This is a genomic window from Thermus tengchongensis (assembly GCF_021462405.1).
Taxonomy (GTDB): Bacteria; Deinococcota; Deinococci; order Deinococcales; family Thermaceae; genus Thermus; species Thermus tengchongensis.
The window spans coordinates 40,724-62,797 of the sequence record NZ_JAKEDU010000002.1; the positions used below are offsets into that span (position 1 = coordinate 40,724).

22 protein-coding genes and 1 tRNA gene are annotated in these 22,074 nt (G+C 66.0%); 18 read left to right on the forward strand and 5 right to left on the reverse strand.

The window, feature by feature from the left end:
• Positions 1–2: 2 nt before the first annotated feature.
• Entirely contained in the window at positions 3–1,223 is a 1,221-nt protein-coding gene (locus L1087_RS02510; RefSeq protein WP_234557497.1) for a 2,3-bisphosphoglycerate-independent phosphoglycerate mutase, read from the reverse strand.
• 59 nt (positions 1,224–1,282) lie between these two features.
• Positions 1,283–2,794 carry a S8 family serine peptidase gene (locus tag L1087_RS02515; protein ID WP_038041569.1) on the reverse strand — a complete coding sequence of 504 codons (1,512 nt, stop codon included), beginning with the start codon at positions 2,792–2,794 and terminating at the stop codon, positions 1,283–1,285.
• 67 nt (positions 2,795–2,861) lie between these two features.
• Here L1087_RS02515 and proS point away from each other — a divergent pair, with 67 nt between their 5' ends.
• A complete protein-coding gene (gene proS, locus L1087_RS02520) occupies positions 2,862–4,295 on the forward strand; it encodes a proline--tRNA ligase (protein WP_234557498.1) in 1,434 nt (477 codons plus the stop codon).
• Positions 4,296–4,298: 3 nt separating this feature from the next.
• The gene (locus tag L1087_RS02525) at positions 4,299–6,035 is read left to right on the forward strand and encodes a GNAT family N-acetyltransferase (protein WP_234557499.1); all 1,737 of its coding nucleotides are present in this window, start codon (positions 4,299–4,301) and stop codon (positions 6,033–6,035) included.
• Here the strand turns inward: L1087_RS02525 and L1087_RS02530 are convergent.
• Positions 6,001–6,366 (reverse strand): ASCH domain-containing protein, encoded by a 366-nt coding sequence (locus tag L1087_RS02530; RefSeq protein WP_234557501.1) that lies wholly within the window; start codon positions 6,364–6,366, stop codon positions 6,001–6,003. The two genes, L1087_RS02525 and L1087_RS02530, sit on opposite strands and share 35 nt — an antisense overlap.
• Positions 6,367–6,380: 14 nt before the next feature.
• Between L1087_RS02530 and nth the strand changes: the two genes are divergently transcribed.
• From nth to L1087_RS02550, 4 genes are all read left to right on the forward strand, one after another.
• Positions 6,381–7,046 (forward strand): endonuclease III, encoded by a 666-nt coding sequence (nth, locus tag L1087_RS02535; protein WP_234557503.1) that lies wholly within the window; start codon positions 6,381–6,383, stop codon positions 7,044–7,046.
• Positions 7,047–7,158: 112 nt separating this feature from the next.
• Positions 7,159–8,319, forward strand: coding sequence for an MFS transporter (locus L1087_RS02540; RefSeq protein ID WP_135343057.1), 1,161 nt, complete (start codon positions 7,159–7,161; stop codon positions 8,317–8,319).
• A 29-nt stretch (positions 8,320–8,348) separates the two neighbouring features.
• A complete protein-coding gene (locus L1087_RS02545; protein WP_234557506.1) occupies positions 8,349–9,563 on the forward strand; it encodes a molybdopterin molybdotransferase MoeA in 1,215 nt (404 codons plus the stop codon).
• Between the two features lie 177 nt (positions 9,564–9,740).
• Positions 9,741–11,279, forward strand: a complete 1,539-nt coding sequence (locus L1087_RS02550; RefSeq protein ID WP_234557507.1) for a DEAD/DEAH box helicase — start codon at positions 9,741–9,743, stop codon at positions 11,277–11,279.
• 54 nt (positions 11,280–11,333) lie between these two features.
• On the opposite strand, the gene L1087_RS02555 is transcribed toward L1087_RS02550, so the two are convergent.
• Positions 11,334–11,410: transfer RNA gene (locus L1087_RS02555), tRNA-Arg, on the reverse strand.
• A gap of 407 nt (positions 11,411–11,817) precedes the next feature.
• On the opposite strand from L1087_RS02555, the gene tkt reads away from it, so the two are divergent.
• From tkt to L1087_RS02595, 8 genes are read left to right on the forward strand one after another with little or no spacing between them, the layout of a single operon-like run.
• Positions 11,818–13,773: a transketolase gene (tkt, locus tag L1087_RS02560; protein WP_234557509.1), complete on the forward strand. Its 1,956-nt coding sequence runs from the start codon at positions 11,818–11,820 to the stop codon at positions 13,771–13,773.
• Positions 13,770–14,456 (forward strand): 2-phosphosulfolactate phosphatase, encoded by a 687-nt coding sequence (locus L1087_RS02565; RefSeq protein WP_234557511.1) that lies wholly within the window; start codon positions 13,770–13,772, stop codon positions 14,454–14,456. The genes tkt and L1087_RS02565 overlap by 4 nt, the downstream gene beginning before the upstream one ends.
• 8 nt (positions 14,457–14,464) lie before the next feature.
• Entirely contained in the window at positions 14,465–15,274 is an 810-nt protein-coding gene (locus tag L1087_RS02570) for a class II fructose-bisphosphate aldolase (protein ID WP_234557512.1), read from the forward strand.
• The gene (locus L1087_RS02575) at positions 15,259–16,014 is read left to right on the forward strand and encodes an HAD-IA family hydrolase (RefSeq protein ID WP_234557514.1); all 756 of its coding nucleotides are present in this window, start codon (positions 15,259–15,261) and stop codon (positions 16,012–16,014) included. The genes L1087_RS02570 and L1087_RS02575 overlap by 16 nt, the downstream gene beginning before the upstream one ends.
• Positions 15,999–16,307, forward strand: a complete 309-nt coding sequence (locus L1087_RS02580; protein WP_038041589.1) for a Dabb family protein — start codon at positions 15,999–16,001, stop codon at positions 16,305–16,307. Before L1087_RS02575 ends, L1087_RS02580 begins: the two co-directional genes overlap by 16 nt.
• Positions 16,295–16,567, forward strand: coding sequence for an annexin VII (locus tag L1087_RS02585; protein ID WP_234557515.1), 273 nt, complete (start codon positions 16,295–16,297; stop codon positions 16,565–16,567). Before L1087_RS02580 ends, L1087_RS02585 begins: the two co-directional genes overlap by 13 nt.
• 9 nt (positions 16,568–16,576) lie before the next feature.
• Positions 16,577–16,846 (forward strand): hypothetical protein, encoded by a 270-nt coding sequence (locus L1087_RS02590; protein WP_038041592.1) that lies wholly within the window; start codon positions 16,577–16,579, stop codon positions 16,844–16,846.
• 4 nt (positions 16,847–16,850) lie between these two features.
• A complete protein-coding gene (locus tag L1087_RS02595) occupies positions 16,851–17,147 on the forward strand; it encodes a hypothetical protein (protein ID WP_234557518.1) in 297 nt (98 codons plus the stop codon).
• Between the two features lie 113 nt (positions 17,148–17,260).
• On the opposite strand, the gene L1087_RS02600 is transcribed toward L1087_RS02595, so the two are convergent.
• Positions 17,261–18,166 (reverse strand): LysR family transcriptional regulator, encoded by a 906-nt coding sequence (locus L1087_RS02600; protein WP_234557520.1) that lies wholly within the window; start codon positions 18,164–18,166, stop codon positions 17,261–17,263.
• A 70-nt stretch (positions 18,167–18,236) separates the two neighbouring features.
• On the opposite strand from L1087_RS02600, the gene glpX reads away from it, so the two are divergent.
• The 4 genes from glpX (at position 18,237) to cbbX (ending at position 22,067) form a co-directional block, all read left to right on the forward strand.
• On the forward strand, positions 18,237–19,211 hold the full coding sequence (gene glpX / locus L1087_RS02605) for a class II fructose-bisphosphatase (RefSeq protein WP_234557522.1): 975 nt from the start codon (positions 18,237–18,239) through the stop codon (positions 19,209–19,211).
• 11 nt (positions 19,212–19,222) lie between these two features.
• Positions 19,223–20,671, forward strand: a complete 1,449-nt coding sequence (locus L1087_RS02610; protein WP_267964662.1) for a form I ribulose bisphosphate carboxylase large subunit — start codon at positions 19,223–19,225, stop codon at positions 20,669–20,671.
• 17 nt (positions 20,672–20,688) lie between these two features.
• Positions 20,689–21,114 (forward strand): ribulose bisphosphate carboxylase small subunit, encoded by a 426-nt coding sequence (locus L1087_RS02615; RefSeq protein ID WP_135259619.1) that lies wholly within the window; start codon positions 20,689–20,691, stop codon positions 21,112–21,114.
• 62 nt (positions 21,115–21,176) lie between these two features.
• Positions 21,177–22,067 (forward strand): CbbX protein, encoded by an 891-nt coding sequence (cbbX, locus tag L1087_RS02620; protein WP_234557525.1) that lies wholly within the window; start codon positions 21,177–21,179, stop codon positions 22,065–22,067.
• The last annotated feature ends 7 nt before the right edge of the window (positions 22,068–22,074 follow it).

The window sequence follows — 22,074 nt, forward strand, 5'->3', positions numbered from 1 at the left end:
TTTTAGGCCCCGTACTTGAGGAGCCTTCCCGCATGGGCCAGGAGGAGGGGCATGAGCTCCACCCCCCTTAGGTGCCCGAGGCTTCCCTTGGCCGCCTCCCCCTCCGTGAAGCGCTGCGCCCCGTCCTTCCGCAGGTAGGGGGCCTTGAGGAGGAGGGGCACGGGGTGCCAGGAATGGGCCCTTAGGAGGGCGGGGGTGGAGTGGTCCCCGGTGAGGGCCAGAACGTCCGGCTTTAGGGCAAGGATTTCCGGAAGAAGAGTGTCAAAGCGCTCGATCTCCTTCACCTTGCCCCAGAAGTCCCCGTCCTCCCCCTTGGCGTCGGTCTTCTTGAAGTGGACGTAGAAGAAGTCGTAGCGTTCCCAGTTTTCCTGTAAGGCCTTCAGCTTCCCCTCGTGGGCGTCCCCTTCCCCTTCCACGGGAAGCACCTCCATGCCTACCAGGCTGGCCAGGCCCTTGTACATGGGGTAGCTGGCGATGGCCGCCGCCTTTAGCCCAAAGACCTCCTCCACCTTGGGGAAGGCGGGCTTGCGGGAGGCCCCGCGGAAGAGGGCCCCGTTCAGCTTGGGCTCGCCTTGCAGTACCTCGCGGACGCGCTCCGAGAGCAGGTTCACCACCCGGGCGGTCTTGGCGGAGGCCGCGTCCAGGGCCTGGGCCTTTAGGGGAGGAAGCCCCGTCTTCTGGGGGTCGGTGTCCGTTACCCCGTCCCCAAGCCCCTCCCCCCGGAGGACCACCAGGAAGCGGTGCTCGCTTTCGGTGTGGAAGTGGACCTCCACGTCCTCAATGCGGGGGATGGCCTCCCTTAGCCTCGCCACCACCCGGGCGTTTTCCTCCGTGCTCGGGCGGCCCGCCCGGCGGTCTAGGACCAGGCCTTCCGGGCTCAAGGTGGCGAAGTTCCCCCTTAGGGCCACATCCCCTTCCCGGAAGTCCACCCCCAGGCCCAGGGCGCTTAGCGCCCCCCGGCCCACCACGTAGCGGAAGGGATCGTAGCCGAAGAGGGCCAGGTGCCCGGGGCCGCTTCCGGGGGTGAGGCCGGGGTAGACGGGGGTGAGGAGGCCCAGGGCGCTTTCCCCCGCCAACCGGTCTAGGTTCGGGGTTCTGGCGGCCTCCAGCTCCGTGGGCCCCCCGGGTTCCAGGGGAAGCCCCCCCACCCCATCCAGGACCACCAGGAGGATCTTGGTGTCGCTTTTTTGCTGAAGCTCCTTGAACACGGCGAAGAGGTCCATGCCGCCATTTTATGGGGAAAAGGCCCCCGGCTTGCCCGGGGGCCAGGGGGCTTTAGCGACTACCGAGTTGCTCGGTCTGCGTTCACCAGGCCGTGGCCGAAGAGCTGGCGGCTGCCGATGGGCTCGGCGGTGGCCTTCAGGTGGGCCCGCACCTCGCCGGGGCCCCATTCGGGGTGGAGGGCCCGCACCAGGGCAGCCACCGCGGCCACGTGGGGGCTGGCCATGGAGGTGCCCGCGTACCAGGCGTAGGCAGGGGTGGTTTCGTTGACGATGACGGTGGAGAGGATCAGGTGGTAGCGCCACCCCGCAGGCCGCTGGCTGGCGGGCTTGGCGCACCAGCTCTGGCCGCTTTCGTCCAGGCCACAGTCGCCTCCGGGGGCGGAAAGGTCCACGGCGGCCCCGTAATTGGAGTAGAAGGCTAGGACGTCCTGTCCCGGCACGGCATTCAAGGTTTCGTCGGTGGGGTAGGGGTACTGCCAAAGGGGCGTGGCGGTGCCGGTGGCGGAAACGGAAACCACCGTGGGCAGGTCGGAGGGGATGTGGACGATGTAGCCATTGGCGTTCTGGGCGCTGTTCCCCGCCGAGGCCACGATCAGGGTGCCCATGCGGTTGGCGTACTTCATCACCCGGTCCCAGGCCACCATGGCGGCCACGTCCTCCCGGTTGCGGGTGTCCAGGGTGCCTCCCAGGCTCATGTTGATGACCTGGTAGCCCTTCTTGGCGGCGTCCAGGATGGCCTCAAAGATGGGGCCGTCGAAGGCGCCCACGTCGTCGTATTCCTCCCCGCCCTCGGTGAAGTGGATCCGGTCAAACACCTTGTAGGCGGCGATCCGGACCCCGGGGGCCACCCCCACCACCCGGCCGCCCCCGAAGCGGGCGGCCACGGTGCCGGAGACGTGGGTACCGTGGGCCTCGTAGGTGACGTAAGGTGCGGGGGTGCAGAGGTTGTTGGGGTCAAAGTGGTCAAAGTCGATCCAGAGGCTGTACTTGGGGTAGCTGGGGGTGTTGTTGGGGCCCGCGGTTTCGTAGCAGTAGTTGGTGGCCTGGAAGTCCACGATCTGGCCTACCAGGTCGGGGTGGTTGTCCATGACCCCGGTGTCCAGCACCGCCACCGTGGCCCGGGCCTGGACCTCGAGGGGCACCCTCTCCCAAGCCTTCGGGGCGCCGATCCGCCGGATGTCCCACTGGTACTTGTAGAGGTTGTCGGCTGCCGAGGGCGCGCCATAGGTTTCCTCCTGATAGAGGATGCGCTCCGTCTTGGGCAGGGAGTAGTACCGTTCGGGGCCCACCGCCAGCACCTGGGGGTTCCGGGCCAGGCGGCTTACAGCGGCCCGGTCCGCCACCACCGTGAGGGCACCGATGGGCTCCAGGGTCTTGAGCACCCGGGCCCCGGCGCCTTGGACCAAGGCCTGGGCGTTAGAGGGGAGGGTTTCGGACTTGAAGACCACCAAGTAGCGGCCCTTCTCCGGAGCGCTTTGCACCGAGAGGCTGGCCCCACCCGGAGCCTGCTGGTTGCAGGCGAAAAGGCCCAGGGCCAGCGCGGCCAACACGATATACCCAACCTTCCGCATAACCACCTCCTGTGATGCACCCCGATTTTACCCTTAAGGGCCCTTCCTGCAAGTATGATGGGCGGGTATGGCGAAGGAGAAGGGCCTAACGCCGCAAAGCCAGGACTTCAGCGAGTGGTACCTCGAGGTGATCCAGCGAGCCGAGCTCGCCGACTACGGACCGGTCCGGGGCACCATCGTGGTGCGCCCCTATGGCTACGCCCTTTGGGAAAACATCCAGGGGGTTTTGGACCGCATGTTCAAGGAAACGGGCCACCAAAACGCCTACTTCCCCCTCTTCATCCCCATGAGCTTCCTGAAGAGGGAGGCCGAGCACGTGGAGGGCTTTTCCCCGGAGCTGGCCGTGGTCACCCACGCCGGGGGGGAGGAGCTGGAGGAGCCCTTGGCGGTGCGCCCCACCTCGGAGACGGTGATCGGCTACATGTGGTCCCGGTGGATCAAGAGCTACCGCGACCTGCCCCAGCTCCTCAACCAGTGGGGGAACGTGGTGCGCTGGGAGATGCGCACAAGGCCTTTCCTCCGCACCAGCGAGTTCCTCTGGCAGGAGGGGCACACCGCCCACGCCACCCGGGAGGAGGCGGAGGAGGAGGTGCGGAGGATGCTGGGCATCTACGCCAAGCTGGCCCGGGAGTACGCCGCTCTTCCCGTCATCGAGGGCCTCAAGACCGAGAAGGAGAAGTTCGCCGGGGCGGTCTACACCACCACCATCGAGGCCATGATGCGAGACGGCAAGGCCCTCCAGTCGGGCACCAGCCACTACCTGGGGGAGAACTTCGCCCGGGCCTTTGACATCAAGTTCCAGGACAAGGACCTGCAGGTGAAGTACGTGCACACCACCAGCTGGGGCCTTTCCTGGCGGTTCATCGGGGCCATCATCATGACCCATGGGGACGACCAGGGCCTCATCCTCCCCCCGCGCCTGGCCCCCATCCAGGTGGTGGTGGTGCCCATCTACCGGGAGGAAAGCCGGGAGCAGGTGCTGGAGGCGGCCTTTGACCTCAAGAAGCGCCTTCTCCAGGCGGGCCTCCGCGTCCACCTGGACGACCGGGACCAGTACACCCCGGGCTACAAGTTCCACGAGTGGGAGCTCAAGGGGGTGCCCTTCCGCATTGAGCTTGGCCCCAAGGACCTCGAGGCGGGCGAGGCCGTGCTGGCTAGCCGCCTGGGGGGCAAAGAACGCCTCTCCCTGGAGGTTCTTCCCGCCCTCCTGCCGGAGAAGCTGGATGCTTTCCACCAGGCCCTCTACCAAAGGGCCCTGGATTTCCAAAAGGCCCACACCCGTAAGGTGGACACCTACGGGGAATTCAAGGAGGCGGTGCAGGGGGGCTTTGCCCTGGCCTTCCACTGCGGGGACAAGGCCTGCGAAAAGGCTATCCAGGAGGAAACCACCGCCACCACCCGCTGCGTGCCCTTTGAGGCCGAGCGGGAGGAGGGTCTTTGCGTGCGTTGCGGCCGGCCTTCCGCCTACGGCAAGCGGGTGGTCTTCGCCAAGGCCTACTGAGCGATGCGGGTTGTAGGGCGCAGGGTCCGCTGGCGCTGGTACGGGGAGGTGGTCCTCGAGGGGGGCCTTGCCTTACGCATGACGGGGGACGCCGCCAAATGGCTCCGCCCCGGGGACCAGGTCCGCCTTGCCACCGAGTTCAAGAAGCCCCTCCTGGGCTTCGACGAGTATACCCTCCAAGGCAGTTTCCCCATCTGGCCCCTTTTTTCCCGCGAAGTGGCCCACGTCCGGGAAGGCCCCTTGGGGGGCGAGGCCTACCGCTACCGCCTCCGGGCGCGGGAGGCCATGTACGAGGCTGACTTTGAGGCCATCGCTGAGCTGGAGCAGTACCACTACGCCTCCGAAAAAGAAGTGGTGGCCCTTTGGTCCTGCCCCCGCTGTGGCCGTACCCTTCAGGCCAACAGCAAGCCCCTCTGCCCCTGTGGGGGCGAGGCCCGCTTGAAGGAGATCAAGGGCTCCACCCCGGCAAGCCGCTTTCTGCTCCTGGAGCTTGTGGAGCGCTTGCCCTTTGAGCCCAGGATCGTGGGCTACCTGCGCTTGGATCCGCCCATTCCTCGCATGCACCGCAGGACCCCCAAGGGTTTGGAGCGGGATATCCGGGAGCGGATCTTCCCCCCGGACTGGTTCCACCCCACCTACGAGGGTGGACCGGACTGGGAGAGCGCCCTGGACCGCGTGCACACCGCAGCGGCCCGCATCGCCCGGGTGGTGGTTCACCCGGATTACCGCTCTGAGGGGTTCGGGTCCCTTTTGGTGCGCTTGGCCCTGGAGTGGGTGCGGGAGCGGGCCGCTCCGGAAGGGCGCCGGGAGAAGCACCTGGTCTACACCATCGCCCAGATGGCCCGCTACCACCCCTTCTTTGAGAAGGTGGGCTTCCGCTACCTCTTTGATACCGCCTCCGGCCGGCCGGTGCTCTTTTACCCCCTCACCGGGGAGGCCGAGGACTACCTGGAGCGTTTTCTGCGGGAAGATCCCTATGCCCGGGCCCACGGGGGCAGGCTATTCTTTTCCCGCTTCACGCCCCTCCAGGGGCTTCCTGGGCCCATCCGCCTTCTCTGGGTGCACAAGGCCTACCGGAGCCACCTGGACCTCTCGGACCTTTCCCCTGATGTGCAGGAGGCCCTGTCGGCCTTTGGGGTGAGGGCGCGCATCCTGGAGCGGGCGGTCCTCCGGGGAGCGGACCTGGAGATACCCCCAAAGAGCGTGGTGGTTTTGGCGGGGGCCAGCGGGGCGGGGAAGACCACGCTTCTGCGCCTCCTTTTGGGGGAGCCCCCCGACGCCGGCGAGGTGGTGGTGCCGCCGGGGAGGCGGGTGGGCTACATCCCGGGGGAGCGGGAGGTGGAGCTGGGGGAGGAACCCATCCTGGAAAGGCTGTACCAGAAGCTGAAAGACGTGGGTGCAGCCATAGAGGTGCTGAACCGCATGGGTCTTTCCGATGCCGTCTTGTACCGCGCCCGCCCCCGGGAGCTTTCCACCGGGCAGAGGGAGCGCTACCGCCTGGCCCTCCTTTTGGCGGAGAGGCCGGACCTCCTTCTCCTGGACGAGTTTGCCGCTCACCTGGACGTGCCCACCGCTCGGCGGGTGGCCCTGGGCTTGGGGAAGCTGGTGCGGGGCGTGGGCATCACCCTGGTGGCCGCCACCCATCGTCCGGAGGTCATCGCCGCCTTGGACCCGGACCTCCTGGTCTACGTGGGCTACGGCGGACTCATGGCCATACCTCGGAGAGGTCTACGAACATGACCCGTCCTGGCCTTCGGGGCACGTAAAAAGGCTTTTCGTAGCGGAGGGCGTTTTCTAAAACCCAAGCAAAAAGTGGTTCATCCCCGGCGTAGGCCTTGAGGAAAGCTTCTTCCGCCAGGTGCTTGTCCTGGTGAGGGAGAAGCTCTTCCACACGAAAAGGGCCCTCCACCCCCACCACGTCTGCCTGGCCGATGAGGTAGCCCCCGCTGACGATGCCCAAGGGGCCTCGGTGGCGGGTCTTGCGTTTGCGGATCTCCCAGGTCTTCTTGCCCTCCACGATGAGGCTGGCGTACGGCTCACGGACGATAAGCCCCAGCTTTGGCCTTTCCACACCCCCATTGTAGAGTGGAGGGCGTGGGTTGCCCTAAGGAAGGGCAAAAGGCAAAGAAACGGCGGGCTTTGGCCATCCTAGAGGCCCTAAAGGCGGCGTATCCAGGGGCCAAAACGGAGCTCAAGCACAATAGCCCCTTCCAGCTCCTGGTGGCCACGGTCCTCTCCGCCCAGGCCACGGACAAGAGCGTGAACGAGGCCACCCCCGCCCTCTTTGCCCGCTTCCCCGACGCCAAGACCTTGGCGGAGGCCCATCCGGAGGAGGTGGAGCCTTACATCAGGCGCATCGGGCTCTACCGAACCAAGGCCAGGAACCTGGTGGCTCTGGCAAAGCGGCTCGTGGCGGCGCACGGAGGGGAGGTGCCCCAGGATAAGCAGGCCCTCATGGCCCTTCCTGGGGTGGGTTGGAAGACGGCCACCGTGGTGCTGGGGGCGGCCTTCGGGGTACCGGGCATCGCCGTGGACACCCACGTGGCCCGCCTGGCCCAAAGGCTTTGCCTCTCCGAGGCCAGGAGCCCGGAAAAGATCGGGGCCGATCTAGAGCGCCTTTTCCCCAAGGAGGACTGGGTCTTCGCCCACCATGCCCTGGTCCTCCACGGGCGGTACGTCTGCACCGCTAGGAAGCCCCGGTGCCCCGCTTGCCCGTTGGCCCCCCACTGCCCGAGCCGCAGGGAGGGTTAGGCGTCCCGCTAGGGTCTATGCCGCAGGGGGGGTGCGCACGGCGTGGGCTTCTCTCCTTGCCTGCTGGTTGGGTGGGCCCTGGCGCGGAGTATCCATCTGGAAAGGATTGCCCATGACAAGACTCCTTGCCTCCCCCGCTTACCGCCTGGTCCTGGCCAGCTTCCTCTGGTCTTTCGGAGGGAACCTGGTCTACTTCTTCCTGAACTTCCACCTCGAGGCCCTGGGCTTTGGCCGCCAGGCCATCGGCCTGGCCCAGGCCCTTCTCCTTTTCACCGGGGTGGTCTTCGCCCTGCCCCTGGCCTACCTCATCCCTAGGCTGGGCTACCTGAGAAGCCTCCACCTGGCCTTCCTGTTGGCGGTGGGAAGCGGCCTTCTCCTGGGCCTTGGCCTCTTGGTCTTCCCCTCCCTGGCGGGCTACGGCCTGGCGGGCGCCCTCCTGCAGGGGGCGGCGGCCCCCCTCATGGCCCGGCTGGTGCCCCCGGGGAGGCGGGTGGCGCTTTTCAGCCTGCAGGCGGCCCTCACCACGGCCAGCGGCTTCTTTTCCACCCTCCTGGCGGGATTCCTCTCCGAGTGGGTGGGGGCCCGGTGGGTGCTCCTTTTCGCCCTTCCCTTTTTCCTCATGGCGGTTCCCCTGGTTTTGGGCCTGCCTGAGGGGGAAGGGCAGGCACCCCGGTTTCGGGGCCGCTTCGGGGTGTGGCTTAGACTCCTCCTGCCCCAAGTGGTCATCGGCCTTGGGGCAGGGCTCGTCATCCCCTTCTTGAACCTCTTCCTCAAGGAGAAGTTCGGCCTCACCTATGGGGCCACGGGGTTCGTCTTTGCCCTCTCCTCCTTGGCCACAGGGCTGGCCATGCTCCTCCAGCCCCTTTTGGTGCGGCGGGTGGGGAAGCTCGGGGCCATCGTCCTGGTGCAGGCCCTCTCCTTGCCCTTCCTGGCCCTGTTGGCCTGGGCTCCTTGGCTTCCCGTGGTCACCCTGGCCCTCCTGGTGCGGGGGGCCCTCATGAACGCCGCCGGGCCGGTCTACGCCGCCTTGGTCATGGACTACCTGGAGGATGGGGAGCGGCCCGGCTTTTTCCTGGTGGAATCGGGGATCTGGAGCCTCCTCTTCGCCCTGGGAAGCGCCCTTTCCGGGGTGGCCCAGGAGGCCTTGGGCCTGGCCGCCTTCCACTACCTCTTTGCCGCCACCCTCACCCTCTACGCCCTAGGCATCGCCCTCTGGCCCTGGGCCTTTGGCCGCCTGCGGGCGGCCTACGGGGAGGGGGAGGGCTCTTCCTGAGGCGCCTTCCCTTGGCCTAGACTGGCCTCATGCGCACGAGCCTCACGGTGGAAGAAGCCTTGGAGCTGGTCCTGGCCGAGGCCAGGGGGGAGCCCGGCGTGGAGGTACTCCCCCTGAAGGAGGCTTTGGGACGGGTGCTGGCGGAAGACCTCGCCGCCTTGGTGGACCACCCCGACCAGGACGACACCGCCATTGACGGCTACGCCTGCCGCCAGGAGGACACCCTGGGGGCTTCCCGAGAAAGCCCGGTGCGCCTTAAGGTGATTGGCGAATCTCCCGCGGGAAAGCCCTTCGGGGGCCGGGTGGGGCCGAAGGAGGCGGTGGCGGTCTATACCGGGGCCCCCATTCCCGAAGGGGCGGATGCGGTGATCCGGGTGGAGGACACGCGGCGGGAAGGGGACGAGGTCCTTCTCTTCGCCCCTGCGAGTCCCAAGGACATAAGGCCTAAGGGGGACGACCTGAGGCGGGGTGAGGTGTACCTGAAGCGGGGGGACCTCCTCAGTCCCAGCAGGCTGGGCCTGGCCGCGGCCATGGGCCACCCCCGGGTGAAGGTCTTCCGCCGCCCCCGGGTGGGGATCCTCGCCACCGGGGATGAGGTGGTGGAGCCGGGGGAACCCCTGCCCTATGGGGGGGTCTACAACTCCAACGCCTATAGCCTCCTGGGGCTGGTGTGGGAGGCCGGGGGGGAGCCTGTCCTCCTGGGCAAGGTGGAGGACGAGCCGGAAAAGGTGCTTGCCCGCCTCGAGGGGGCGGGACGGCTGGACCTCCTCCTCACCTCCGGGGGCGTGTCCATGGGGGAGTACGACGTGGTGCGGAAGGTGCTGGAGGAGAGGGGAGAGGTCCTCTTCTGGAAGGTGAAGCAGCAGCCCGGGGGGCCTCTCCTCCTCGCCCGTCTGGGGGAGCTACCCGTTTTGGGCCTGCCGGGGAACCCGGTTTCCAGCATGGTGACCTTTTTCCTCTACGGGAGACCCTTCCTTTTCCGGCTTCTCCAGCGCACCGAGCCCCCCTACCGCGCCCTCAAGGCCAGGGCCCTCACCCCCTTTCGCGGAGCGCCGGGCAAGAAGGTCTTCCGCCGGGGGGTGCTGTCCTTTGAGGGGGAGCTGGTGGTGCGCACCACCGGGAACCAAAGCAGCGGGGTTTTGCGCTCCATGGCCCAGGGCAACGCTTTGGTGGTGATCCCTCCGGACCAGAACGTGCAGGAGGGCCAGGAGGTGGAGGTCATCCCCTTGACATTCGTGCTCTAAGTACCCCGTCGTGGCGCGAGCCACGACGGGGGCCCCAAAGAGGCGATAAGCACGCTGCTTCGGCTTTAGCCGATGGGGTAACCTTTGCGTGCGGGTGCTTGGTTCGCTAAGATTGAAAGGTTTACGGGCCCTACCCCTCCTCCTCGGGCGCGGGTGGGGCCCGGGAAGCGAGCGAGAATGGAGTTCAAAGACTTTCCCCTGAAGGACGAGATCAAGGAAGCCCTGTTGCGTCGGGGCATCACCGCCCCCACCCCCATCCAGGCGGCGGCTTTGCCCCTGGCCCTGGAGGGCAAGGACCTCATCGGCCAGGCCCGCACGGGCACCGGCAAGACCCTGGCCTTCGCCCTGCCCATCGCGCAAGGCCTCGAGGCCTCCTCCGAGCGGGGTCGTGCCCCCAGGGCTCTGGTCCTCACCCCCACCCGGGAGCTGGCCCTCCAGGTCTCCGGGGAGCTGCAGGCGGTGGCCCCCCACCTAAAGGTGGTCACCGTGTACGGGGGTACCGGCTACGGCAAGCAGAAGGAGGACCTCCTCCGGGGGGCGGACGTGGTGGTGGCCACCCCGGGCCGGGCCCTGGACTACCTAAGGCAGGGGGTGTTGAACCTTTCCCAGGTGAAGATCGCCGTCTTGGACGAGGCGGACGAGATGCTTTCCATGGGCTTTGAGGAGGAGGTGGAGGCCCTCCTCTCCGCCACCCCCCCTGAGCGCCAGACCCTCCTCTTCTCCGCCACCCTGCCTTCCTGGGCCAGGAGGCTCGCCGAGCGCTACATGCGCTCCCCCGTGGTCATCAACGTGGTGCGGGAGGAGGGGGTCACCTACCAGGAGGAGGCGGTGCCCGCCCCCGGGGACCGGCTGGCCCTTCTTTCCGATCTCCTCTACGTGAAGGCCCCCAAGCGGGCCATCGTCTTCACCCGCACCAAGGCGGAAACCGAGGAGGTGGCCACGGGCCTCCTGCGCCTGGGCCATCCGGCCCGGGCCATCCACGGGGACCTTTCCCAGACGGACCGGGAGCGGGTCATGCGGGCCTTCCGCGAGGGGGAGGTGCGGATCTTGGTGGCCACGGACGTGGCCGCCCGCGGCCTGGACATCCCCGAGGTGGACCTGGTGGTGCACCACCGCCTCCCCGACAAGCCGGAAACCTACCAGCACCGCTCCGGGCGCACGGGCCGCGCGGGGAGGGGGGGTGAGGTGGTCATCCTCTACGGGCCCCGGGAGAGGAGGGAGCTTTCCGAGCTGGAACGGGCGGTGGGCCGCACCTTCAAGCGGGTGAACCCCCCTACGCCGGAAGAGGTCCTGGAGGCCAAGTGGCACCACCTCCTGGCCCGGCTGGCCCGGGTGCCGGAGCGGGACTACAAGCTCTACCTGGACTTTGCCGGGAAGCTCTTCGCCGAGGGGCGGGTGGAGGTGGTGGCCGCCCTCATGGCCCTCCTCCTGGGCGGAGCCCCCAAGGAGAAGAGCCTCCTCACCGGGGAGGAGGGCTGGCTCACCTTCAAGGCCACGGGGCCTAGGCTCACCCTGCCTCGGCTGGTGGCCTTGCTGAAGGAGAGGGGCCTCGAGGTGGGCAAGATCGCCCAGGGGGAGGAGGCGCTTTATGTGGACCTGCGCCCCCAGGACCTGCCTCGCCTAGCCGAGGTGCAGGGGGTGAAGCTGGAGCGGGCCAAGCGGGTGGAGGCCCTGCCCGAAGCCCCCGCCCGCGGCAGGCGGCCGGTGCGCTCCTGAGGCTTGAAAAGGCTTCCCCCCTCCGCAAAGGAGGGGGGAAAGCGCTTCTGGCCTTGGTGCGCCCGGAGGGATTCGAACCCCCGGCCTAGGGCTTAGGAAGCCCCCGCTCTATCCTGCTGAGCTACGGGCGCCCACACCTAGAGGATTCTAGCAGCCCTGGGGGGCCAAGGCAAGCGGATGGTTCCTCGGGTAAGGGAGCGATTTGGAAAACACTTGGCTATCCGCCGCCGAGAGGTTCGGGGTGGTATTGCCAGCGGACTTTTGGCACTCGGGTTTCTCCCTGAAAGCTAAGCACCCGCACGCAAAGCCCGCCCCATCGGCCAAAGCCAAAGTGGCGTGCCCATGGCTTCTTTGGGGCCCCGTCGTGGGGCAAGCCACGACGGGGTACTTAGGCCAGAGCCTCAGCAAGGAGGGAGGAGGGCGGAAATGGTATAGTCTTTCACCGGGGAAAAAGGGCTTCTACATAAGCCTTGGCTTATAGTAGGGCCCCCTGGCTCCGCTTGTGCCCTCCTTCACGGGAGCGTACCCTGGAGGCACCATGACCGAGACCAAGGACCTTACCAGCCTTTCGGTGAACGCCATCCGGTTTTTGGCTATAGACGCCGTGGAAAAGGCCAAAAGCGGCCACCCCGGTATGCCCATGGCCATGGCTCCCCTGGCCTATCTCCTGTACCGGGAGGTCATGCGCCACAATCCCCTGAACCCCAGCTGGCCTAACCGGGACCGCTTTGTACTGTCCGCAGGCCATGGTTCCATGCTCCTCTATGCGGTCTTGCACCTTACGGGCTACGACCTTTCCCTGGAGGAGCTCAAGCGTTTCCGCCAATGGGGCTCCAAGACCCCGGGCCACCCCGAGTACGGCCACACCCTAGGGGTAGAGGTGACCACCGGTCCCTTGGGGCAGGGTATCTCCACCGCGGTGGGCCTGGCCCTGGCCGAGAGGAAGCTGGCTGCGGAGTTCAACCGCCCGGGCTACGAGGTGGTGAACCACTACACCTACGTTTTGGCCTCGGACGGGGACCTGATGGAGGGGGTTTCCGGGGAGGCCAGCTCGTTGGCGGGGCACTGGCGGCTTTCCAAGCTCATCGTGTTTTGGGATAACAACCACATTTCCATTGACGGCTCCACGGACCTGGCCTTCACCGAGGATGTGCTAGCCCGCTACCGGGCCTACGGCTGGCACACCCAAAGGGTGGAGGATGCCAACGACCTCGAGGCCCTCCGCCACGCCATCCGTCTGGCCCAGCTGGACGAAAGGCCCTCCCTCATTGCCGTGCGGAGCCACATTGGTTACGGTTCCCCCAAGCAGGATTCCCACAAGGCCCACGGGGAGCCCTTGGGTCCGGAGGCCGTGGAGGCCACCCGCCAAAACCTAGGCTGGCCCTACCCGCCCTTTGAAGTGCCCGAGGAAGTCTACCGGCACATGGACATGCGGGAGAAGGGAAGGGCTTGGCAGGAGGCCTGGGAAGAGCTCATGGAGGCCTATGCCCGGGCCTATCCCGACCTGCACCAGGAGCTTCTGCGCCGCTTAAGGGGCGACCTGCCCTCTCTTCCCGAGGAGCCCCCAGCTTTTGACAAGCCCGTGGCCACCCGGGCGGCCAGCGGCAAGGCCCTGGACGCCATCGCCCCCCGGATGCCCGAACTCCTCGGGGGAAGCGCCGACCTCACCCCCTCCAACAACACCCAGGCTCAGGGTATGGCGGACTTTTCCCCGCAAAACCCCACGGGGCGCTACATCCACTACGGGGTGCGGGAGCACGGCATGGGCGCCATCCTGAACGGGCTCAACCTTCACGGGGGCTACCGGGCCTACGGGGGCACCTTCCTGGTCTTCTCCGACTACATGCGCCCCGCCATCCGCCTGGCGGCCCTCATGGGCACCCCCACGGTCTTCGTCTTCACCCACGACTCCATCGCCCTGGGGGAGGATGGCCCCACCCACCAGCCCGTGGAGCACCTCATGAGCCTTAGGGCCATGCCGGGCCTCTGGGTGATCCGCCCCGCCGACGCCTACGAAACCTTCTACGCCTGGCAGGTGGCCTTGAAGCGGAAGGAAGGCCCTACCGCCCTCATCCTCACCCGGCAGGCGGTGCCCCTCCTTTCCCCGGAGAAGGCCAAGGGGCTCCTCCGGGGCGGCTACGTGTTGGAGGATGCAGAAAGGCCCGAAGGGGTAATCGTGGCCACGGGGAGCGAGGTGCACCTGGCCTTGAAGGCCAAAGCCCTCCTGGCGGAAAAGGGCCGTCGGGTGCGGGTGGTGAGCCTGCCCTCCTTCGAGCTTTTTGAGGCCCAGCCCGAGGCGTACCGGAAGGAGGTGCTTCCCCCCGGCCTCCCCACCCTGGCGGTGGAGGCGGGGGCGACCCTGGGCTGGGAACGGTACGCCCACAAGGTGGTGGGCCTGGACCGCTTTGGGGCCAGCGCCCCTTACCCCGAGGTCTACGAGAAGCTGGGCTTCACCCCGGAGCGGGTGGCGGAGGCCTTGGAAGACCTCCTATGAGGTTCAGGGTGGATCCCTTGCCCCTTCCCGGCACCTACCGGGGCACGGCCATTGTGGTGGATGTGATCCGGGCCACCACTGCCGCCCTCTACCTCAAAGCTGGGGCCACGGCCCTGGTTTTGGCCCGGGGAGCGGAGGCCGCCCGGGCCTTGCGCCAGGATGGGGAGCTCCTGGCTGGGGAGGTGGGAGGGCTTCCCCCAGAGGGGTTTGACCTGGGCAACTCCCCCCGGGAGGTGAATGGGGTGGTGGGTAAGGCCGTGGTCATGGCCACCACCAACGGCACCCGGGCCGCCCATGCCGCCCTAGGAGCCAGGCACATCCTTCTCGGTTCCTTGCAAAATGCCCAGGCGGTGGCGGAGAAAGCCAGGGAAACCGGGGAGGAGGTACACCTGGTCTGTGCGGGGAAGGAGGGCCAGATGGCCTTGGACGATCTCTATACTGCCGGGGTCATCGGAAAGCGCCTGAAGGCCCTGGGGTTTTCCCCGGAAGGGGAGATGGCCCATCTGGCCCTTTTCCTGGCGGAGAATCCTTCGTTCCCTGTCCTTTCCAGCAGCGAGGCCGCCAAGGCCCTGGTGGGGGTGGGTTTGGAGGAGGATGTGGCCGAGTGCGCCCGGGTGGACGTGCATGGGGTTGTCCCGCGCTTCTTGGGGATGCGGGGTGAGGGCATGGTCTTTGGAGGTTAGGGGGAGGGATGCTGGCCACCTTGCGGGAGGTTTTGCCGGAAAAGGGCCGGGCGGTGGGGGCTTTTGACGTGGTGGGCCTGGAGTGGGCGGAGGCCATTCTGGAGGGAGCGGAAACCCTCGGCCTTCCCGTCATCCTCAGCGTGGCCCCCCACCTGGGGGGGCCGCCTTTAAGGGCCCTGGCTCCTGGGCTTAGAGTTTTGGCGGAAGAGGCCAGGGTACCCGTGGCCCTGCACCTGGACCATGGGGAAAACCTGAGGGAGGTGGTGGAAGCCTTAAGGCTCGGGTTTACCAGCGTGATGCTGGATGGAAGCCACCTGCCCCTTCAGGAGAACATCCACTTGACCCGCCTGGCGGTGGAGGTGGCCCGGGCCTATGGGGCCACGGTGGAAGGGGAGGTGGGGGCGGTGCCGGGAGGCTACGGGTGGGAGGTTTCCCAGGAACCGGTGGCCTACACGGATCCCGTGGAAGCCAGGCGCTACCTGGAGGAAACCGGGGTGGATGCTTTGGCGGTATCCATCGGCACCCGCCATGGCCTGCACAAGGGGCCGGTGCGCCTGAACCTGCCCCTTTTGGAGGAGCTGGGCCAGCTTCCCGTGCCCCTGGTCCTCCACGGGGCCTCGGGCCTGAGCCCGGAGGCGTACCGGGCCTTGGTGGCGAGGGGGATTCGCAAGATCAACTTGTATGCCGATTTGGCCCTCGAGGCGGCCTCGGTTCTCAGGAAGGTGGAAGCGAAAGACTACCTGGGCCTGATGGCGGCCATGAAGGAGGGCCTCAAGGATTTGGCCATGGCCCGGATGCGCCTATGGTGGGGAAGCTAAAGGCCATCCTCTGGGATCTAGACGGCACCTTGGCGGAGACGGAGGAGCTCCACCGGGAGGCCTTCAACCGGGCCTTTGCCCACTTTGGCCTTCCCCTTTACTGGGACCAGGAAACCTACGCCCGCCTCCTTTGGACCCCAGGGGGCAAGGAGCGCCTGAAGCGGGCCCTAGAGGAAACGCCCGGGGCGCCCACGCTTTCTTGGGAGGAGATTGGCGAGGTCCACCGGTACAAGACGGACCTCTACCTGCAACTTTTGCGGGAGGAAGGGATTGTGTTGCGCCCGGGGGTGCGCCGCCTCCTTGCTGAGGCCCGGGAAGCGGGGGTAGCCCTGGTCCTTTGCACCACCACCAGCCCGGAAAACGCCGAGGCCTTCTTGGAGGGTGCGGGGCTTAGGGGGTGGTTTTCCTTGGTCCTGGCGGGGGATGTGGTGCCAAGGAAAAAACCAGATCCCAGCATCTACCTATTGGCCCAGGAGCGCTTGGGTCTAAAACCCCAGGAGGGGGTGGTGGTGGAGGATTCCCGCAACGGCCTCCTGAGCGCCATGGGGGCCGGTTTTCCCGTGCTGATCACCCCAAGCCTCTACGCCCTGGGCCAGGACTACCACGAGGCCACCGCCCTCCTTCCCCACCTGGGGGAGCCGGGAAACCCTGCTGCCGTGCTCCAGGGACCAAGGGCCGGGGAAAGGGTGGTGGTGGATCTTTCCTACTTGGAGGAGGTGAGAGGATGGTGGAGCACCTGATCGTGTTCAACGCCGAGGCTAGTCCGGAGGAGGTGAGGGAGATGGTGCGGAAGGCCCGGGAGGTGCTGCTCCAGATCCCGGGGGTGTGCGGGCTCCGCTATGGGGAGGCCCTTTCCGAAGGGGCCCGTTACCGTTACTGGCTTTCCGTCCTCTTTGAGGGTCCGGAGGTGGTTTCCTTCTACCGGGACCATCCCCTGCACGTGGAGTTCGCCAACCGGGTGTTCCGTCCCATGGCCAAGGACAGAATCACCACCGACTACCTGGTGATGACGGAGGTGTTATGCGGCAGCTAGCCCACCGGGAGGCGGAGGCCAAGGCGCTGAAGATACTGGTGGATGGGGTGGGAGAGGGTTTGGTCCTCGAGGGGGAGGGAGGGTACTACGCCCTCTACTACTTCTACAGCTGGTACGGGCGCAAGGCCCCGGATCCCGAGGAAACCCCAGACTGGGTGGAGGGGCCCAAGCCTTCCCCCGAGGATTTCCGTGCCCCTTACGACCAGGCCCGTTGGCTTGAGGATAATGGCTACACGCTTTTCATTAACGAGTCCAAGTAGGAGGCGGGTATGGACTACTCGGAAATGCCCTACCAGGAGGCCAGGAAGCAGGCGGTGAAGGTGCTGGAGGATGGCTACGGGGATGCGGTGGTTCTGAAGGACGACCACGGGTACTGGGTCCTTTACTACCTCTACGGCTTCCAGGTTCCACCGCCGGAGGCCCCGCCCCACTGGATGGAAGGTCCTTTCCCAGGGGAGGAAGGGATTCGCTCCCCCTACGAGATGCAGAAGTTTTTGGAGGAGCAGGGGGATTTCACCTACCTTAACGATGTAGACTGAAGCGGTGAAGCGGGACACCCACAGGGTTCTCCAGATAACGGTAATCTACCTCTTCGCTGGCTTTCTCGTCGCCGACGGGGCGGCGGTGCTGCTTTTTTCCACCCTGGTGGAGGGGTTGCACCACCTGATGCAGGGGGATTACGGGGAGGTGGTCCTGGGCCTTTTGGACCGCGTGCCTCTCGCTTTGATATTGGCGGAAATCCTCTACACCCTGCTGCGCTTCTCCAAGGAAGGGACCCTCGAGGCCACCCCCTTTTGGTTATCGGCCTCGTCGCCGCCATTCCCTGCATCCTGGCCCTGACCGCGGAGGCGGTGAAAAGTTTGACCTGGCGGACCCGGCCTTTATGGCGGTGTTGGCCAAGCTGGGGCTTCTTTCCCTCATGGTGGTGGCCCTGGCTCTGGCCATGCGCCTTACTAAGAACGCAGCAGCGTGATGAGGGCCCGGGCTGCGGGGTTGGCCACACTCTTGGGGTGTACCAACCAGAAGTAGCGGCGGATCTCCCCCACGGGCGCGGAAAGCCGCAAGGCCCGGAGGTTCCCCACCTTCAGGTTGGGCTGGACCACCACCCGGCTTATGATCCCCACCCCGGCCCCTGCCAGTACCAGGCGCTTGGTTACCTCGTTGTTGTCGGTGTAGAAGATGGGCTTCAGCTCTAAGCCTGCTTGCTCAAAGGCCCGCTCCAGGGCCCGCCAGGTCATGGAGCCGGGCTTGCGCACGATAAGGGTTTCCTCCCTTAACCACTCGGGGGGTATGGTTTCCCGCCCGGCCCAGGGGTGGTCGGGGGGCACGATGAGAACCAGCTCGTCCTCATAGAACAGATGTCGCTCGTAACCTTCCCAGTGCTCCACCCCTTCCAGGATGGCGAACTCCACCTCGCCCATGCGCAACCGCTCCGCCAAGCGTTCGGAGGAACCGCTTTCCACGTGAACCCGCACTCCTGGGTGGGCTTCATGGAAATCTTTTAGGAAAAGGGGGAGCACGTAGGTGGCCATGGTGGTGGCTGCCCCCAGGGTGACCTCTCCCATCTCCAGTCGGCCCATGGCCTGGGAAACCCGCTGGAACTCCTCCAGGGCCTGCACCGCCCGCCTGGCCTCGGGCAAGAGGGCCTCTCCTACCCGGGAAAGCACCAGGTGACGCCCCTGGCGCTCAAAGAGGGGATGGCCTACCTGTTCCTCTAAGGCCCGCAGGTACTGGCTTACCGCGGGCTGGGTAATGCCCAGTGCCAAGGCCGCCCGGCCCACGCCTCCTTCCTCCACCACCGTGACGAAGACCCGTAATGCGGCAGGGTTCGGCAGTTTAGCGTTTCTAGATATGAGCATAGGCTTATGGTATGCCCGAAAACATATGATTGCAATAATAAAACGCCCCCTTTAAGGTAAGCGCATGGCTATGCCCACGCGCAACCTGGGCCTAGACCTGATGCGGGCCACCGAGGCCGCCGCTTTGGCCTCGGCCCGCTATGTGGGTCGGGGGGACAAGGAAGGAGGGGACCGGGCGGCGGTGGAGGCCATGCGCCTTCTTCTCAACAGCCTGGACTTCCGCGGCCGGGTGGTGATCGGGGAAGGGGAGAAGGACCAGGCCCCCATGCTGTATAACGGCGAGGTTCTGGGCCAGGGGGAAGGTCCCCTTTGGGACTTGGCGGTGGACCCGGTGGAGGGCACCAGGCTTTTGGCCCTGGGCCGCCCGGGGGCCATCAGCGTGATCGCCGCAGCTCCGGAGGGCTCTCTTTTTAACCCGGGACCCGCCTTCTATGCAGCCAAGCTGGTGGTGGGTCCTGAGGCCAAGGAGGCCATTGACCTAAAGGCCTCGGTGGCCGAAAACCTGAAGGAGATCGCCCGTGCCTTGAAAAAGGAGGTGCGGGAGCTCACGGTGTTTGTCCTGGACAAACCCCGGCACCAACGCCTTATCGAGGAAATCCGCCTGGCAGGGGCCCGCATCAGCCTGCAGACCGATGGGGATGTGGGCGGGGCCTTGGCCGCGGTGCTGCCAAACACGGGCATTGATGTCCTCATGGGTACCGGGGGCACCCCGGAAGGCGTGATCGCCGCGGTGGCGGTGCGGGCCCTAGGGGGTGGGATGCAGATGCGCCTGGACCCGCAAAGCGAGGAGGAGCGCTGGAACGTGGTGCATGCCGGTTATGACCTGGATCGGGTGTATGCCCTGGACGAACTCTGCTCGGCCGAGGACACCCACTTCGCCGCCACTGGCATCACCGATGGTCCCTTCCTCCGGGGGGTGCGCTATGGGGAAAGCCGGGCCTGGACCGAAAGCCTGGTGATCCGCGGGGCCACCCGGACCCTCAGGAAGGTGGAGGCTTGGCACCAACTTGGGAAGCTTCGGGGCATCAGCCCTGTGGCCTATTAGGAGGTGTGAAAATGGCAGCAGGATACGCAGGAAAAGGTAAGTACAGCAAAGCCGGAGTCCTGGAGTATAAGCAGATGGGCTACTGGGACCCGGACTATGAGCCCAAGGATACGGACACCATCGCCCTTTTTCGGGTGACGCCCCAGCCCGGGGTGGAGCCCGAGGAGGCGGCGGCTGCGGTGGCTGGGGAGTCCTCCACCGCCACCTGGACCGTGGTGTGGACGGATCGCCTTACCTATCTGGACCGCTACCGGGCCAAGGCCTTCCGGGTGGAGCCGGTGCCGGGGAACCCCGAGCAGTACTTCGCTTGGATCGCTTACGACCTGGCCCTCTTTGAGGAAGGCTCCATCGCCAACATGACCTCCTCCATCATCGGGAACGTCTTCGGCTTTAAGGCCCTCAAGGCCCTTCGCCTCGAGGACCTCCGCATCCCCGTGGCCTACCTCAAGACCTTCAAAGGGGCTCCCCACGGGATTCCCGTGGAGCGGGACATGCTGAATAAGTATGGCCGCCCCCTCCTTGGGGCCACGGTGAAGCCCAAGCTGGGCCTCTCCGGGCGCAACTACGGCCGGGTGGTCTATGAGGCCCTGGCAGGGGGCTTGGACTTCACCAAGGACGATGAGAACATCAACTCCCAGCCCTTCATGCGCTGGCGGGACCGCTTCCTCTACGCCCAGGAGGCGGTGATGAAGGCGGAGCAGGTCACTGGGGAGCGTAAGGGTCACTACATGAACGTGACCGCTCCTACCATGGAAGATGTCTATGAAAGGCTGGAGTTTGCCAAAGAGATTGGCTCCATCATCGTCATGGTGGACCTCACCATGGGCTACACCGCTTTGCAGTCCGTGTCCAACTGGTGCCACAGAAACGGGATGATCCTCCACCTCCACCGGGCCAGCCACGCCACCTTCACCCGCCAGAAAAACCACGGCATCAACTTCCGGGTCTTGGCCAAGTGGATGCGGATGCTGGGGGTGGACCACATCCACGCCGGGACCGCCGTGGGGAAGCTGGAGGGGGACCCCAACCTGGTGCGGGGGTACTACGACATCCTCAGGGAGCAGTACGTGAAGGCCGATCCGGTGAAGGGCATCTACTTTGACCAGGACTGGGGCTACCTGCCCGCGGTGATGCCCGTGGCCTCGGGCGGCATCCACGCGGGCCAAATGCACCTCCTGCTTTCCCTCTTCGGGGACGACGTGGTCCTGCAGTTTGGAGGCGGCACCATCGGCCACCCCATGGGCATCCAGGCGGGGGCTACCGCCAACCGGGTAGCCCTGGAGGCCATGGTGAAAGCCCGCAACGAGGGCAGGGACATCCTGGCGGAAGGCCCCGAGATCCTCAAGAAGGCAGCCCAACACTCCCCGGCCCTGGCGGCTGCTTTGGAAACCTGGGGCAGCGTTACCTTTGACTTTGCCTCCACCGATACCCCGGATGTGCTCCCCACCCCCACCAGCTAAGAAAGGAGTTGAGGAAGATGCGGATTACCCAAGGTACTTTCTCTTACCTGCCTGATCTGACGGACGAGGAGATCCGGGCCCAGATTGAGTACATCATCCGAAACGGCTGGGCGGTATCCATTGAGTACACCGACGATCCCAGCCCCTACAACGTCTACTGGAACATGTGGGGCCTGCCCATGTTTGACCTGGAGGATGCCGCAGCGGCCATGTACGAGTTCCAGAAGTGCCGCGAGGCCTTCCCCAACCACTACATCAAGATCAACGGCTACGACCCCTCCCCCATGTGGCAGGCGCAAAGGGTTTCCTTCATCGCCCACCGCCCCAAGAACGAACCCGGCTTCCGCTTGCACCGGCAGCTTTGGAGCGATGGCCGTAGGCTCAAGTACGCCCTGGAGGCCTACGCCACCATGAGGCCAGAAGGCGAGCGTTATCAGGAGTAACCCCCGGGATCTAGGGGTCCCGGCTCTGGCCGGGGCCCCTTCCCAAAACCCCAAGGAGGCTCATGCAGGAAGCCCAAGGCCAAAACCTGGCGGTGGTGAAGAACCCCGAGATCGAAGTGGTCCTGGAAACCCTGGACCGGGAGCTGGTGGGCCTTCGGCCTGTCAAGCAGCGGATCCGGGAGATCGCCGCCTACCTTTCCGTGGACAAGCTCCGCCGGGAGCTGGGGCTTACCGCCGATCGCCCCACCCTGCACATGGCCTTCGTGGGCCCCCCGGGCACGGGAAAGACCACGGTGGCCATGCGCATGGCCACCATCCTGCACAAGCTGGGCTACATCCGCCGCGACCACCTGGTGGTGGCCAGCCGCGATGATCTGGTGGGCCAGTACATTGGCCACACCGCTCCCAAGACCAAGGAGGTCTTGAAGCGGGCCATGGGGGGGGTGCTTTTCATCGACGAGGCCTACAGCCTCTACCGGGCGGAAAACGAGCGGGACTACGGCCAGGAGACCATAGAGATCCTCCTTCAGGTCATGGAGAACCAGCGGGAGGACCTGGTGGTGATCCTGGCAGGGTATAAGGACCGCATGGAGGAGTTCTTCGCCCTAAACCCGGGGATGCGCTCCCGCATCGCCCACCACATTGAGTTTCCCCCTTATAGCGCCGAGGAACTCTTCCAAATCGGCAAGCTCATGCTGGAAAGGCAGGGCTACCGCTTCACCCAGGAGGCGGAGAAGGCGTTCCTGGAGTACCTGGAACGCCGCATGCGCCTTCCCAACTTCGCCTATGCCCGGAGCGTGCGCAACGCCTTGGACCGCTTCAAGCTTAGGCAGGCTTACCGACTTTACCAGAAGGCGGGGCCGGTGACCGCGGAGGAGCTCATGACCCTTACCGCTGACGACATCTATGCCAGCTCGGTGTTTAGGGAAAAGGAGGAAGAGGATGCCCCATAGGCCATTT